This is a genomic window from Clostridioides difficile ATCC 9689 = DSM 1296 (assembly GCF_001077535.1).
GTDB lineage: Bacteria > Bacillota > Clostridia > Peptostreptococcales > Peptostreptococcaceae > Clostridioides > Clostridioides difficile.
Genome location: NZ_CP011968.1, coordinates 3,271,476 through 3,287,203 on the forward strand (window position 1 = coordinate 3,271,476; position 15,728 = coordinate 3,287,203).

Genomic DNA, 15,728 nt, shown 5'->3' on the forward strand with positions numbered 1-15,728 from the left:
TATCTCACCTCCATTCTAAAATATCTACATCTCCAAATCCATGAGCACGTCTAAAACCAATTCCTAGATTGTAGATAAGATTTAAATCATCAATATCACCTTTCAATATAAATTTACCTTTGTAACCATTAATATATTGATACTCTTTACCTGTTATTTTTTTAAATTCTCTTAAACTCTCTTTAACTACTACCTTTTTGAGACCTATATTTTCAAATTCTAACTTTCTTTTTAATCCATTCCCCCTATAATTTTTAACCACTTCATTAGTTATATAGTTTAGTTCTTCTATGTATCTATCATCAGTTATCTCCAAGAATTTTCCTTCTTTAGACTTTACACAGATTGGAGACAATGCATTAAATAGTACCCTTTCTTCTGTTACCTTCTTTTCTCTTGATAAATCGATTCTAATTCTTGTAAGTTCATAGGCTTTATATAAACATTTTTTAGAAGTCATTAACCCATTGTATATATGAAAACCCAATTCTAAATCTGGAGTACTTATATTTAATATTACTTTATCTTCTATAATAAAATTGTCACCTTCAATACTATACTTTTTTATATAAACCGAAAATGTAAAATTTTTAGTTTTTTTATTATTCTTTTCTTTATAATAGTACATGTTTTTATAGTAATCTTCATTAGATTTTCTTATTGCTTCTTTTATAATACTCATAAAGAGCGAATTATAAGATATTGGTATACAACCTGTACTAAATTCAATTTTCATTTTCATAATATCACCTCTCTCAATTAATATATTAACACTAGACCGTGAAGTATATTGGTCCAAGTATAAATTATTTGAAAAAATCAGTAAATTTTTTTCATTTTTTCAATCTCTGACAATATATCATTTCTAAGTCTATCTGGTTCTACAACCTCAACATAAGCTCCCATACTTAAAATCCAACTTTTTATCTCCTCATAACCTCTCATTTTAGCTTTAAACATTATAGATTTATCATCATATTCTATGATTTGTTGATTATTAACCCAAACTTTCTCCTTTATAATTGTTGAAAATGGATGACTAATTTTTATAACAACATTAATTTCTTCTCCCTTATAAATTCCTATACTATTTTTACTATATTCATCCCAACTAAAACTTTTATCTACATTATATTTTTCTTCTAAAACCTTATAATCTTTAATCCTACATAATTTAAAGTCTATAAACTTAAATCTTTTTTCACAAAAAGCTACCATATAAGTATCTGATTTATAATTAAATAAACCATATGGATGAACAATTCTTTCACTATTTCCTGAATTTAATGAATAATATTCTATCCAAAATTTGTGTTTTGTGGTATATGCTCTAATTATTTCATTACACTTATTTTTTTCAGACTCATAATCACAATTACGTTGTGCTTGAACTGTAAAATAATCCATATATGTATCGCTTTTTTCTCCTGTATTTAATACTGCTTTTATTTTTTCTACAATATTATTAAATTCATTTTTGTAAATATCATTATTATACTCTAACTGTGAATTTATCATATCTAGAATTGAAACTTCACTATCTAATAATTTAATTAATGATATGCTATTACATTTATCTATTTCATAACCACCATAAATCCCAGGTGTTGAATTTATAAATATACCTGCTTGCTCTAAATACATCTTGTAACTTTTTATTTGCCTTTCACTTACTTCCAACTCTTCTGATAATTCTTTGCATTTCATTTTGCCTCTGCTTTGAATTAATATCATCATTCTAAGTGTATTAGCTAATTTACTAATGAGTAACCCCCCCTAATAACATTAATTGATATTTTTATTATTTATTTCTACACATATGTACATATAACCTCTTTATATTTTATATAAGTAGAATTTTTTTATAATTTTGACATTTACCATATTATATTTTATATTTGTACAAAATTTTAATAGTTAATACAATAAAAAATATTACTGAAAAAATAAACATCTATAATTCCAGTAATATTAATTAATTTTAAACCCTTTTTATTATCATTTAATAATAGTAACTAAAAATTGACTAAATTTAACCTTATCTCTTTTAAATAATTATTTCTTACAATTAAAAAATAAACTATTTGAACCAAGAACAAGCTTCCCATTACCAAAACAGCTGATGATGCTACTTCTATATCAAAAGAATTTTTCAGTGCAGTAAGTGCAAATATTGAATGTATAACAGCCACTACATAAGGAAACAAAAATACTATTCCAATCTCAATTGTTGAAGCTTTTTTAATCTCATTATATGTCATACCCAATTTATTTAACTGTTCATACTTTTTCTTATCAACTTGGCAATCCATATAAAATTTATTATATAAAAAACTACTTGTAGTAACAAAGAAAATTAAACCTATAAATATTGCTAAAAATATAAATGTAGAATACATTAATTTCCCAGTTCCTATCATTAATTCTTTAGAGAAAAACAAATATGGTTGCATCCCTGACTCATTATTAAATTTATTTTCAAATTCTCTGCATATCTCTATAGTTTTACTTGAATCCTCTACTTCAAATGCGGTAAATCTATCCACTATAAATTTTGATTCTATACTATCATAAAAATTATCCTTTACCACATACATATTTTTGTAATATGCTGGCATAACACATTCTTCCACTTGTTTTGCCACCTTTAAACCTCTATTCCCTACAATAATATTTTCTTTGACGTTATTATTTCCTGGTAAACTTGATGATAATAATGATATACATTCATTATCTTCAAAACTTATAGGCTTAACCCCTATAGTTTCTGTAATTTCTAAGTACTTAGATTCTTTCATAATTCTGACATTAAAATCACTTTTCTTGGGAAATACAGTTTTAAATTCACCATTAGTCCTTGTATAGTCTACATCCTCTTTTTTTAGATTATTTTCTATAAACATCATTCTTTCCTTGTCTTTTTCTTTGCTATCAGGCTTTTTAGGGTCATTATGCAATGTCATTGTTGAATAATATATTGTGTTAGGATATATTAAATTAATTTGACGCTCTACATCTTTCCAAAAGGAATAAACTGTACCTATAGCAGTAAATGCTACTGCAGAAGTTATAGTTATCAAGAAAAATATTCTAGCATTATCCTTTACCTTATAAATCAAGTTCGAAATCCAAAGCATATTTGTATTTTTTCTATAAAATCTCTTGTTTAATTTTAGCTTCTTCATAAAAAATACACTAAATTGAGAAAAGAACAAGTAAGTTGCTACTATAGTAAGGGATGTAACTGGAACTAAGCGCAGATATGTTGTATATTGGTCGGTTGAGGTAATAGCATTATAATACGCTATTATAAACAAACAAATACTTAATATAGCAAGCATTAGTGATGTTTTAGGCTCTGGTTTTGGAGTTTTTGTACCTTTAAGTAACTTCAACACCTGATTTTCTTTAACTATAAAAGAAGTAAATATTGATGTTAATACAGCTAAAATCATAAAATAGATTAAAGTAGACAATATCGCATTAAATGGTATATAGAATTTTAATGGTGATAATTCTAAAAAAGTAGACATAACCACTAAAAATATCTTTGCAAAGATTAAGCCTATTATTATTCCAATTACAGAAGATACTATATTTATTATCATATTTTCTATAAAGATTAATTTCATTACTTGGCGCTTTGATATACCTGTAATATAAAGTATTCCAAATTCTTTATATCTACTTTTAAGAAACACACTAACTGAATAAAACACAAAGAAGAATAAGAATAGATATGCAATTATCTTACTCATCTTGAGACCTTCTTTTAAATAATCAGGAAATTGAGATACATCTAAATCTGGATGACTTGTAAACATAATAAAAGAAAATAGCAGTGAAGATGATATAACAATACTTGCTAAGTATCCTAAATACGCTTTAATATTTCTTGAAATATTGTTAATAGCAAACTGTTTTATATTCATTAGTTATCGCCTCCCAATAATGTAAGTACATCCATTATCTCTTGATAAAACTGCTCTCTACTACTACCCTTATATATTTCATTATATATATACCCATCTTTTATGAATAAGATTCTACTACAGTAGCTCGCTGCTAATGGGTCATGAGTTACCATCATAGTAGTAACTTTATTTTCTTTATTTATCTTTTGAAATAGCTCCATTACAACCTTTGATGACTTTGAATCTAAATTACCTGTTGGTTCATCTGCTAAAAGTATTGATGGATTGTTAATCAATGCTCTAGCAATAGCAGTCCTCTGAGCTTGACCACCTGATACTTCAAAAGTTCTTTTTCCTAATAAATCTTTTATACCTAATATTGTAGATACTTCATTCAATCTCTCATCTTGCTCTTTTACACTGACCTTATCTAATGTCAATGGCAATACTATATTTTCTCCTATAGTTAATGTATCCAATAAATTAAAATCCTGAAATACAAAACCTAACTCTCTTCTTCTAAATAATGCAAGTTCCTCACCTCTTAACAATAAAGGATTCTTGCCCTTTAATTCCATAGTTCCTGTAGTTGGCTTGTCAATAGTAGAAATCATATTTAAAAGAGTAGTTTTTCCACTACCAGATGGACCCATAATTCCTACAAATTCTCCATCTTCTATACTAAAATTTATGTCATTTAATGCGTTGAAAATTATTTTTTTACCATATACTTTACTTAAATTATTTACAGTTAAAATTTTCATTATTTAACTATCCTTCCTAATTTAATTTTTGAAATAACATATATATAATTGTTAATTATAATTTATCTTAGTTTAATTTTTATAGATAATAAATCTATTTTTTCTATACACTAATTATGTTAGTAAAAGCTAATACTGCAAGTACTACACCCATGATTATTCTGTATACAGCAAACACTCTCATTGGTTTTTTCTTTAAAAAATTCACGAATTTTTCCATAACTATTATTGATACAATAAAAGCTACTATAAACCCAACTACCAAAGCAATCCACAATGTTGGTGTCATTATTGAATAATCAAATTCAAATAAATCTTTTCCTGAAGAAGCCACCATAGCTGGTACTGCTAAAAAGAAAGAAAACTCAGCTGCTGTAGGAGAATTAAGTCCTGCTATCCATCCACCCATAATAGTAGATGCACTCCTTGACATACCTGGCCATGCAGACAAAACTTGTAATGTCCCAACCTTTAAAACTTGTATTGGAGTAATTTTATCTATATTATCTGTGGAATGATTCTTTTTTCTAAACAAAGTTTCTACTACTAATAATAAAATCCCACCCACTATAAATCCTATAATTACAGATTGTAAATTAAACAATGATTTTATATTATCGTAAAATAGAACTCCTATAATCGCAAATGGTATACAACCTATAATTACATTCATTCCAAATCTAAAACCAATCTTTCCTTCTTTTCCGCCAGTAAATATAAATTTAAAAAATTCTATAACGCTATCTTTTATCTTTTTCCAATAAAGTACTACTACTGCTAATATAGCCCCAAGTTGTATTACAACCTCAAACATTTCAGCAAATTGCCCCTTAAAATCTATTAAATTACCAACCAAAATCATATGACCTGTAGATGAAACTGGAATAAATTCTGTAAGCCCCTCTACTATAGCTATTATGACTGATTTCAATATAAAAATAACATCTAAACTCATCAATAAACATCCTTCCTTTTTTACAAAATTTCTTTTTTTATGTTATTTCTCTTATGTTATTTCTTATATTAATTGTAATTTAGATTAGAAAATTTAACTATCTGCAAACATTACACAAACCTTACATCTATGTAAGGTTTGCAAATAAACTCTCTTAAATTTTGATTATTTAACTATGAATATTTCATTTAATAAATTGTATAATAAAAAAGTACAATTAACTAAAAACCCTATTGTAACAGATAATTTACACCTTTATTAAACTATTTACATCTTTATTAAAGTAGATTGAAACTTCTGTACCTTTTCCTACTTCTGATTTTATACTTACTTTATGACCTAAATCATCACATACCTTTTTTACTAGATAAAGACCCATACCTGTAGATTCTCCAAACTTACGACCATTTTCTCCTGTAAAAAATGGGTCAAATACCCTTTTTAAATCTTTAGAAACAATTCCAATTCCTTCATCTATTATACTTAAAATTACATATTTATTATTTTCTTCAGATTTTATAGTTAGGTAGTTACTATAATCTTTAGAATATTTCACTCCATTTGTAATTAATTGACCTATTATAAATTTCATCCATTTTACATCTGTATAAACATAAGTAAATTTGTCTACTTGAATCTTAGGAATCATTCCACTTTTTATAAATAACCTTTTTTCTTCATTTACAATACTAGATACAATTTCATTTAATTTGGCTTTTTCAACTATAAAGTCTTTCTGAAAATTATCTGCCCTTGCAAAATGCATAGCCATATCTAACCCTTTATTTAATCTATCTATTTCTTTTCTTATATTTTCAGTTACTTCTTCTCCCTCATAATCTTGAAGCTGAAGGCTTATAACTGATATTGGTGTTTTCATCTGATGAATCCATTGGTTGATGAAAGTTAAATGTTCACTATGTATCTTTTTATGCTCTTGTATCATTGATTGATACAATTTATGTTGTTGTTTTAAAATAACTGATATATTTCTCCCCAAGAATGAGCTTCCTAAATACAAAAATGACTCCTCCAAAGAATGTACTCCTTTTTCAAACAGATTATATACTTCTCTATTTTTATAATACTTATATATTAAAAAACATAACAATATAAAAGAACTAAATAAAAGAATATATAAACTCTCTCCAAAACTAATAAACTTCATAAGATTACAGTAAATAATTGTCATAACTATGCCTATATAATATATAAAAATATAACCTTTATAATCTTTTAAAAATAACTTCATACTTTCTCCTTACCAATTCTTATTTAATTTATATCCTAACCCTCGGACAGTCTGAACAGCATTATCTATACCTAATTCCTCAAATCTTTTCCTTATCCTGCTAACATTTACATTTAAAGTATTTTCCTCTACAAACTCAATATCATCCCATATCTTTTCTAAAAGATAATCTCTACTTACTACTTTTGGGTATCTCTTGATAAGACATTCAATCAGTATACCTTCTTTTTTAGTTATAATTAGATTCTCACCATTTAATTCTAGTTCTAACCTTTCTGGATAAAACTTTAATCCATCTAGCTCCACTATTCTTTCGTCTATTTTAGGTGAATATTCACCATATACCCTTCTTATATGACTCTTTATTTTTGCCATTACTACATCATAGTAAAAAGGTTTTGTTATATAATCATCTGCTCCACTTTCTAAAGCTCTAATTTGGTCTACATTACCATCTCTAGCTGATATAAAAATTATAGGTAAATTCGACTGTTGCCTAATACATCTACACCAGTAGAAACCATCAAATTTAGGTAAATTTACATCTAATAGAACTAAGTGTGGCTTAAAACTTTCAAATGTAATCATTATATCATCAAAGTTTTCTTCAACAATCACTTCAAATCCATATTTCTCAATATAATCTTTAAGTAATGTACTTATTGATATATCATCTTCCACAATATATACTTTATAACTCATATAATTCCTCCTAATATACCTATTTACTCATTATATAACAGTCCAATTTTAATATATTATAATCTTTTTACAATATATAAATTTAATCATATTACTAACTTCACAATTACTGACTTCATAAGTATAACCATATTATTAGACATCTTAATAAAACTCTATAAAAAAGTATCTTTTTATGATTAATTAATCATTATTATCAACTAATCATTCTAAAATAAATTGAAATTACTAATTCAAAATAGAAAAAGTTACCTTAATAAGGTAACTTAAACTTTTATTATATTTCTTACTTAGTATTATTTTATCATAGTTTCTACTTAGCATTATAGATTAATTCTTTTATGTTCACTTTTTTCTCTTGTAACTTATTTTTTATTAAGAAGTCTTGTGTATCTTCAAGCGAAGATATGTCTTTATCTGTTATATCTAAACTAAAATCATACCAAGCATATAATTCTTTAGTTTCTTCAAGACTTAAATCAACTTCTTTAGCTACTTTTTCCATAGCTTCATCAAAATTATTATTTACATATTCTAAAGTTTCCTTTTCAACCTTCATAAATCTTTCAACTATTTCTGGATGTTTCTCTGCAAAGTCTGTGCTAACAGCAGTTACTATTATACCATCTACTAAACCTTCACCATTTGCTATAAGTTTACTACCTGACTTCATAGCTTTAAGAGCTGCTGGACCAGCAATCAATGCAGCATCTACGCTGCCATCAGAAAGAGCTGCTGATGCCTCTGGAATACCCATATTAACAAATTCCACATCATCCATACTTAATCCTTCTTTATCAAGTGCTGAAATCAATACCTGATGTAATATAGTCCCTTTTGGGCCTGCCACCTTCTTACCTACTAAATCTGCTGCTGATTTTATTGAATTATTATTAGTCAAAATCATAAATCCTTTTGGTGACCTGCTATAAGTGTTTAATATCTTTAACTCTACTCCATTAGATGCAGCTATTAAAGCTGATGTACCACCTAGTGCATGTAAGAAGTCTATTTCTCCAGCAGCTAAAGCTTGTGTTTGCTCTGGACCTGTAGTAATTTCGTGGAAGTTAACTTTTATATTATCCTTTTTAAATTCCTTTCCAAATAAATCATCCTGTTTCTGAATTATAGAAGGAACATTTAATGGTGATTTTACATAAGTTAAATTTATTTCTGAAAGTTTTTCTCCATTATTTTTTTTAGCACATCCAGCTAAAGATGCTGTTGCAAGTGTTAATATCGTTATACCTATCAATAGCTTTTTTAATTTCATTTACTTTACTCCTTAAAATATTATTAATTTCTTTAAATGCCTTTATTTGATTTCATTGTCATTAAAATATCTTTTTTTAATTTAATATAGTAATCTGAAGTTAAATCTCTATTATAACCATCTTCTATATTAAATTCTTTTATTTTTCTTTCGTCTGTGAAAACAACTATTTTCTTGCCTATCTTTAACGCTTCATCAATATCATGAGTTACAAATATCACGCCTTTATTAGTTGACTTATGTATTCTTATAACTTCATTTTGCATATCAATCCTTGTAAAATAATCTAATGCCGAAAAAGGCTCGTCCATAAGCAACATATCTGGATTGAAAGAAAGAGCTCTAGCTATGCTTACTCTCTGTGCCATACCTCCTGACAATTCATTTGGATAAGAGTTTTTAAATTTCTGCAAGTTCATCATCTTAAGATATTTTTCTACATCAATATTACTTTTCCTATTATATTTATTTGATTTGTTCAAATTATCATTTGTTTCTAAGCTTCTAAAATTATCATTTATAATTTTACTGCTAATTCTTTTATTGTGTTTAAATTTTCTAAGCACCTTGTTTAAAATAGTATTTTTTCTTTGATTATGAAAAGCTATATTTTCACTTACGTTTAACCAAGGCATTAATCTGCTCTCCTGAAAAACAAAACCAACATTAGGTCTATACTCTTTATTATCATTAATAAACCTAATTTCACCACTATTTATACCTTCAAGTGATGCAATTGCTCTAAGCAAGGTAGTCTTTCCACAACCACTTTCACCTAAAATTACTGTTATATGGTTTCTATCTATGTTTAAAGAGATATCACTAAGAACTACATGTTCTTCATTGTCAACTTTATAACTTTTATATAAATTTCTAATTATATATCCAGAGTCACATACTAAATTATTCATATGCTTCCACCATCTTTCCCTTACTTACCTTCTTCACAATAATCGAAAATATGTAATCTGTAATTATTCCTAAAAGTCCAATTACGATTATACCTACAATAACAACATCTGTTCTAGACATTTCTTTTCCATCAGATATCAAGTATCCAAGACCAGATGAAGCTGCTACAAGTTCTGCCCCAATAATTGCTCTAAAGCTATATCCAAGAGCTAACTTTAACCCAACAGCAATATCAAGAATGGCATTTGGTATTATTATTTTAAATATTATCTGAAGCTTTGAAAACTCAAATACTCTACCCACTTCAATCAGTTTTGAGTCACAATTTTTAATCCCTTTCAATGTGCTTGTAAAGATTGGGAAAAAGGATGCTAAAACTATAATTATAATTTTTGATTCCTCTCCTATACCAAACCATAATATAAGCATTGGTATTAAAGCAAGGGGAGGTGTATTCCTTAAAAAATTTATTAGAGATTTAAAGTATTCATATACTCCACTATAAATTCCAAAGAATATCCCTAAAGGCACACCTATAGCAGTACTTATTGCAAAACCTATCAAAACTCTTTTCATACTTGCATATACATTAATAAATATTGAACCATCACTTATCATATTTAAAAATGTACTATATACCTTTTCGGGTGATGGTAATATATAATCACTCCAAATACCAAGATAATTTGTAATTTTCCATAATAAAAGAATTATAAAAAATATCAGAACACTCTTTACTAGCCTTAAAAACTTATTATTAAATTTATTGACCATTTACAAACCATCTCCATTATTACAACCATCTTTACAATAAAACATTTCTACTATGTCATACTTATCTTCAAAGCCATTTCTTATTTTTTGTATTTCACTTAATATTTCGTCTTCACTTGATACTTCAAGAACTTTTTCAAAAGTATCTTTGAAATATCCTAATGGAATTGGTGATTCATCTATTTTTCCAAGTGATTTTACACCTTCTTGTTCAGCAAACTCTTTCCATGTATAAAACATAGCATTACCCTTATCCTTAAACTTTTCACTTGCAAAGTCTCTTAATTGTGTACATGGACAGGTTACTACCAACATATCATCTTTACTTTTTATATATTTATCGTATAAAACCCTACAAGTCCTTACTAATATTGGTTCTATCATAGGTACTTCAAAATCATTTATCAAATTATTTCTTTTTAAAAGACTTATACTTTCTGGACATCTACAATCCAACATTGTATTTTTAGTCTTTTTTGTATACTCTTTGTACTGCTTTTTTACATATTCTAACTGTGGTTCACATTCTGCTATTATGTACCCCTTTTTTATCAAATTTGCTTTAATAAGGTGAAACTTTTCTCCATACATTCTTTCTGCCACTGGATTTATTAGAAGATATTTATTCATAACGCCTCCTATTATTTAATATTGAATATTATTATCAATTAATAGTTTAAATGAGCACTTAAATTTTGTCAATATATTAATTTTTTCTTAATAAAACAATTTTTATCTACATTTTTTAATATTTTAAATGAAATATTAAATAGTATATGTAATTTATTTTAATTAATAATGCATACATCTTACTAATAATCTACTTATATAATAATCTATAAATATTATATAATAATACTTATATAATTAGTATTATTATTTAATAGCAACAGTTATTCACACTAATAAAAGTAGAAAGTTTTTAAAATATTATGAAACATCAAATTTAATTTTAAAATTGCATCAAAAAATGAAGTCTCAACAGACTTCACTTTTTATAACTCTTATAAATTATTCAAAATATTTATACTTCCCTTTCTACTTCAAAACGTAAAACCGTCTTCAATGATTCAGGCGATACTTTTCTAGCATCACTTATATAAATTTCACGATGTGTGTAAGATTTTCTTATAAGTTTATTTTTTTTGCAAAATTCGTTCATAATGTCAAAGCTTTCTGGTTCATTATCATATGAACCTATATGAAGCATTTGAACACATAGCCCTTCATTAATAGACCCAAATCTAACTTTTTCAAGAAGATTATGAGGTTTTTTCTTCTTTACTATATCAGTAGCTTTATCCAACAGGTCTTGTGTAACAAAATCTGGCTGACGTATCATTATAGTGTAAATTAAATCTTCTTTAATAAGTACATCTAAGCCTTTACTTTTTTCTCCCTTATCCCATATACCTTCTAAAGGAAAAACCGTATAGTCAAAATACCCTTCTGGTACAATTCCTTTTTTAGGCATGGTTTTTATTGCATATGCCAAAGAATAAAGTACTCCTATTGCTTCAGTAAATTCTTTAGAATTTGGGTCTCCACTCCCTTTTAACATGATAAATTTCTGTTCTGGTATTTCAACTATTACAGGATTCTTTTTAGGTAAATATAACTCTTTATCTCTTTTTCTCCATTCATATTTCATAAAAATACCTCCATATATATTTTATACATTGATATTATCACGCTAAAAGTGACAACAGTGTGTCATAATTATAAATTATATTATAAAATCTTCATCCTCTAATTCCTCATACACTCCTTTTTGGTATCCATTACCCTTAGTTGAAAAGAAATCATGTGTTTTGGTTTCAGTGCTAAGACCATTTAATACAATTGGATTTATAGCATCTACAGTATATAGCTTCTCAAACCCTAGATTTTCTAAAGCTCTATTCGCATTGTATTTTAAAAAGTTTACAACCTCTTTTTCAAGCCCACTTTCTCTGTATATAACATTTGTATACTCTATCTCATTCTCCATAAGGCTATAAAGTATAGAATACATCTTCTCTTCTAACATCTCCTTATCCATTTTATCAAATGAATCGTATATTTCTTGTGCTAGCAATCCTATATACTTACCATGTAAAGACTCATCTCTAAGAATAAGCGATATTATTTCTCCACTAGCTACCATCTTTCCTTGACCAGATAGATACAATGGATAAAAGAATCCTGAATAAAACAAGAAACTCTCTAAAAATACACTTGTAACCATTGATAGGTATAATCCCTCTTGATTTGTAGTATTTTCGTATTGAGCTAAAACTAAATCAGCCTTTCTTTGTAATGTTGGTTCTGTTTCTATCCATTCAAATAATTCATCTATTTCTAAATTAGAAAGTAGAGTCATAAATATAGAAGAATAACTTTTTGCATGTATTTCTTCCATAGTCCCCATAAAAGACAAGACAGCTTTTCTTTGTAGGTTTTCTGTTAAACTCATCATAGATGGTATTCCATTATTTCCCTGTTTTGTATCCAGTAATGTTAAACCACCCAATACTTTTTTATATAATTCCTTTTCTTTATTACTTAGTTCATTCCATACCTTTATGTCTTTAGAAACAGATATTTCTTCAGGAAGCCAAAATTGTTTTACATTTTGTTCCCAAAAAGCTTGTGTAAATCCATCTTCTTCTCTATTCCAGTTAACTGCATTATGTATTTTATGTAAATTAAATGTCATATATTTCTCTCCCTATACTGAACACACTAGACACTCATGAGTATCTCTTGTCATCTTTGTTCTTGTGTAATATAAACTTTTCAAACCTTTTTTATAGGCATATATGTAATGTCTAGCTATATCTCTAGTTGTCTTTTCATCTGTAACAAACAGTGTTGTTGATATACCTTGGTCAACATGGTTTTGAACTGTTGCCACTAAATCTATGACCTTTCTCATATCCATCCTGTATGCTGATTGATAATACAACATATTATCATTTGTTAAAAATGGCATTGGATATATTGTAGTAGAGTCTCCATATGTTCTTACTTCTACTGGCTCAGTAATTGGCATTATACTTGATGTAGCATTTTGAACATAACTAATGCTTTGAGTTGGTGCTACTGCCATTAAATATGCATTATATATCCCTTTTTCTTTTACCTCATCCAATAATTTTGTCCAGTCTTCTTTTGTTGGTATATAAATCCCTTCAAATAATGCTCTTACCTTTTCTGACTTAGGTAGATAAGATTGTTCATAGTATTTTGATAAAACCTTGCTATTTCTTCCCTTAACATATTCTGATTTATCAAATCCTTCAAAAGTTTGATTTCTTTCTATAGCTATTTTCATAGAAGCTTTAATTGAATAGTATCTAACCATTGCAAAAAATACATTAGAAAAATCTATAGCATCATCTGAAGTATATAAAATATTTTCTCTTACTAAGTATCCATGTAAATTCATAGCTCCTAATCCTATAGAATGAGACTTGCTGTTACTATTGCTTACCGTTGGCACTGGTTTTATATCTGTGCTATCTGCTACAAATGACAGTGCTCTTATTGCTGTTTCAACTGTACTTTCTATAGTTTTATTATCCATTACATTGGCTATGTTTAAAGAACCTAGGTTACAACTTATATCTTGTCCCCATTCATTTTTTCCTCCATATCCCTCTATTTCTGAAGGTGTTTGATATTGAAATATCTCACAACATAAGTTAGACATTTTAATAATTCCAACATCTTTTAATGTATGTTCTCTATTAGCTGTATCTATGTACACTACATATGGATATCCACTTTCTTGTTGCATCTGTGCTATTTTTGTCAACATCTGCCTAGGATTTATTTCTTTTTTTCTTATATCACTATCATTAACCAATTTATCATACCACTCATCCATTTCTATCTCATCAAGAGAAACTCCATATTTCTTATACACAGTATGAGGATAAAATGCATATGCTACTTCATTTTTTTCTGCCAACTCCATAAATTTATCTGGTATTATAGCTCCTAATGATAATGTAGCAAGCCTTATTTTTTCATCTGCATTTATCTTTTTAGTATCCATCAACAATTCAAAATCAGGATGGAATACAGTAAGGTACACCGCACCAGAACCTTGTCTAGCTCCCATTTGATTAAAGTAACTAAATGATTGTTCTAACATTTTAGCTACTCCAACAACACCTCCAGCTGCACCTTCTATATCTTTGATAGATTCGCCAGATGCTCTAAGTTTAGATAAATTTAGTGCAACTCCTCCACCAATCTTTGATAAGTGATTTGATGAAGATATAGCATACGATATACCTTCTGTACTATCTTCTACAGATAGTAAAAAACATGATACCATTTCTCCAGCCCTTTTTCTTCCAGCATTTAAAAAAGTAGGTGTAGCTGGTTGAAATTCTTGTTTTACTATTTTATCTGCCAAGTTTAAAGCTAAATCTTTATCGCCATTTCCTAGTGTCAAAGCTACAATTAACACTTTATCATTATATGTTTCTAATATTTCCTTTCCATCATTGCTCTTTAATGCATAATTTTGATAAAACTTATTTGCACTCATATATGATTGAAATTCAAACTTATGTTTATCAATCATATCATATATATTTTTAATAACATCTATGCTATACTGATTTATTACTTCTTTTGAATAATAACCTTCATCTATTAAATACTTCAATCTTTCTTCTAGGTTATTAAATTTTCTCAACTTTGGCTGTATAAATGCTTCTATGTAACTACTTAAGGCTTCCTTATCCTTTTCCAATTGGTACTTGCCTTGTTCATTTTTAATTATCACTTGATTGTTAAGCTCTATCCAATTCATTATTTACCGTCCTTTTAACATAATCTTGTGCCATAATTTCACTTAATTTGCTTATTATTTCTTTTGGTACTTATCAGTTGAAATCCCAAAATTAATCTATAATTATAGAAATGCAATAAGTATTTTTCAAAAACAAAAGCACTACATATAGTCAGTGCTTTATCTATTATATACTACATATAGTATATACACAAATTTTTTTATATCTAAACTTTTATTACTTTATAATTGACATTATTTTTATTTAAAGAAATTTTTATCAACTCAAATATAAAACAATACAAGCTTATTATGTCCTGTTTAAAAATTTAAATTATCTCTAAATAGCTTAAAAATATATTCTGATATATTGAAAAAAGTACTTTCAAGATG

At 27.2% G+C, this 15,728-nt stretch carries 14 protein-coding genes; all 14 read right to left on the bottom strand.

The features are described from left to right. Window positions 1–4 precede the first annotated feature (4 nt). The 14 genes from cas6 to nrdE all read right to left on the bottom strand — a co-directional run bounded on the left by cas6 (window position 5) and on the right by nrdE (window position 15,356). Window positions 5–742 carry a CRISPR-associated endoribonuclease Cas6 gene (gene cas6, locus CDIF1296T_RS15380; RefSeq protein WP_018112803.1) on the bottom strand — a complete coding sequence of 246 codons (738 nt, stop codon included), beginning with the start codon at window positions 740–742 and terminating at the stop codon, window positions 5–7. 77 nt (window positions 743–819) lie between these two features. Continuing rightward, a complete protein-coding gene (locus tag CDIF1296T_RS15385; protein ID WP_011861773.1) occupies window positions 820–1,737 on the bottom strand; it encodes a helix-turn-helix transcriptional regulator in 918 nt (305 codons plus the stop codon). 278 nt (window positions 1,738–2,015) lie between these two features. After that, window positions 2,016–3,932: an ABC transporter permease gene (locus CDIF1296T_RS15390; RefSeq protein ID WP_009898081.1), complete on the bottom strand. Its 1,917-nt coding sequence runs from the start codon at window positions 3,930–3,932 to the stop codon at window positions 2,016–2,018. After that, window positions 3,932–4,678, bottom strand: coding sequence for an ABC transporter ATP-binding protein (locus CDIF1296T_RS15395; RefSeq protein WP_009898082.1), 747 nt, complete (start codon window positions 4,676–4,678; stop codon window positions 3,932–3,934). The genes CDIF1296T_RS15390 and CDIF1296T_RS15395 overlap by 1 nt, the downstream gene beginning before the upstream one ends. A gap of 103 nt (window positions 4,679–4,781) precedes the next feature. After that, window positions 4,782–5,633 (bottom strand): undecaprenyl-diphosphate phosphatase, encoded by an 852-nt coding sequence (locus tag CDIF1296T_RS15400; RefSeq protein WP_009898083.1) that lies wholly within the window; start codon window positions 5,631–5,633, stop codon window positions 4,782–4,784. Between the two features lie 247 nt (window positions 5,634–5,880). Beyond that, on the bottom strand, window positions 5,881–6,654 hold the full coding sequence (locus CDIF1296T_RS15405) for a HAMP domain-containing histidine kinase (protein WP_021388531.1): 774 nt from the start codon (window positions 6,652–6,654) through the stop codon (window positions 5,881–5,883). A gap of 240 nt (window positions 6,655–6,894) precedes the next feature. Continuing rightward, on the bottom strand, window positions 6,895–7,587 hold the full coding sequence (locus tag CDIF1296T_RS15410) for a response regulator transcription factor (protein WP_003429090.1): 693 nt from the start codon (window positions 7,585–7,587) through the stop codon (window positions 6,895–6,897). A gap of 313 nt (window positions 7,588–7,900) precedes the next feature. Continuing rightward, the gene (locus tag CDIF1296T_RS15415; protein ID WP_009898084.1) at window positions 7,901–8,860 is read right to left on the bottom strand and encodes an NrtA/SsuA/CpmA family ABC transporter substrate-binding protein; all 960 of its coding nucleotides are present in this window, start codon (window positions 8,858–8,860) and stop codon (window positions 7,901–7,903) included. 32 nt (window positions 8,861–8,892) lie between these two features. Beyond that, window positions 8,893–9,771 (bottom strand): ABC transporter ATP-binding protein, encoded by an 879-nt coding sequence (locus tag CDIF1296T_RS15420; protein ID WP_003439802.1) that lies wholly within the window; start codon window positions 9,769–9,771, stop codon window positions 8,893–8,895. Next, window positions 9,764–10,546 (bottom strand): ABC transporter permease, encoded by a 783-nt coding sequence (locus CDIF1296T_RS15425; protein WP_003439810.1) that lies wholly within the window; start codon window positions 10,544–10,546, stop codon window positions 9,764–9,766. The genes CDIF1296T_RS15420 and CDIF1296T_RS15425 overlap by 8 nt, the downstream gene beginning before the upstream one ends. After that, entirely contained in the window at window positions 10,547–11,176 is a 630-nt protein-coding gene (locus tag CDIF1296T_RS15430) for a hypothetical protein (RefSeq protein WP_003439812.1), read from the bottom strand. A gap of 394 nt (window positions 11,177–11,570) precedes the next feature. Continuing rightward, complete coding sequence (locus CDIF1296T_RS15435) at window positions 11,571–12,197, bottom strand: GyrI-like domain-containing protein (RefSeq protein ID WP_009898085.1); 627 nt, start codon at window positions 12,195–12,197, stop codon at window positions 11,571–11,573. A gap of 75 nt (window positions 12,198–12,272) precedes the next feature. Then, window positions 12,273–13,244, bottom strand: coding sequence for a class 1b ribonucleoside-diphosphate reductase subunit beta (gene nrdF, locus CDIF1296T_RS15440; protein WP_003439817.1), 972 nt, complete (start codon window positions 13,242–13,244; stop codon window positions 12,273–12,275). Window positions 13,245–13,256: 12 nt separating this feature from the next. Next, a complete protein-coding gene (gene nrdE / locus CDIF1296T_RS15445; protein WP_009898086.1) occupies window positions 13,257–15,356 on the bottom strand; it encodes a class 1b ribonucleoside-diphosphate reductase subunit alpha in 2,100 nt (699 codons plus the stop codon). Between the last annotated feature and the right edge of the window lie 372 nt (window positions 15,357–15,728).

Coding starts and splice junctions, on each gene's coding strand:
- CDIF1296T_RS15415 (WP_009898084.1), bottom strand. CDS start 8,860: ATGAAATTAAAAAAGCTATTGATAGGTATAACGATATTAACACTTGCA.
- CDIF1296T_RS15435 (WP_009898085.1), bottom strand. CDS start 12,197: ATGAAATATGAATGGAGAAAAAGAGATAAAGAGTTATATTTACCTAAA.
- nrdE (WP_009898086.1), bottom strand. CDS start 15,356: ATGAATTGGATAGAGCTTAACAATCAAGTGATAATTAAAAATGAACAA.
- CDIF1296T_RS15420 (WP_003439802.1), bottom strand. CDS start 9,771: ATGAATAATTTAGTATGTGACTCTGGATATATAATTAGAAATTTATAT.
- CDIF1296T_RS15395 (WP_009898082.1), bottom strand. CDS start 4,678: ATGAAAATTTTAACTGTAAATAATTTAAGTAAAGTATATGGTAAAAAA.
- cas6 (WP_018112803.1), bottom strand. CDS start 742: ATGAAAATGAAAATTGAATTTAGTACAGGTTGTATACCAATATCTTAT.
- CDIF1296T_RS15390 (WP_009898081.1), bottom strand. CDS start 3,932: ATGAATATAAAACAGTTTGCTATTAACAATATTTCAAGAAATATTAAA.
- CDIF1296T_RS15400 (WP_009898083.1), bottom strand. CDS start 5,633: ATGAGTTTAGATGTTATTTTTATATTGAAATCAGTCATAATAGCTATA.
- CDIF1296T_RS15425 (WP_003439810.1), bottom strand. CDS start 10,546: ATGGTCAATAAATTTAATAATAAGTTTTTAAGGCTAGTAAAGAGTGTT.
- nrdF (WP_003439817.1), bottom strand. CDS start 13,244: ATGACATTTAATTTACATAAAATACATAATGCAGTTAACTGGAATAGA.
- CDIF1296T_RS15430 (WP_003439812.1), bottom strand. CDS start 11,176: ATGAATAAATATCTTCTAATAAATCCAGTGGCAGAAAGAATGTATGGA.
- CDIF1296T_RS15385 (WP_011861773.1), bottom strand. CDS start 1,737: ATGATGATATTAATTCAAAGCAGAGGCAAAATGAAATGCAAAGAATTA.
- CDIF1296T_RS15410 (WP_003429090.1), bottom strand. CDS start 7,587: ATGAGTTATAAAGTATATATTGTGGAAGATGATATATCAATAAGTACA.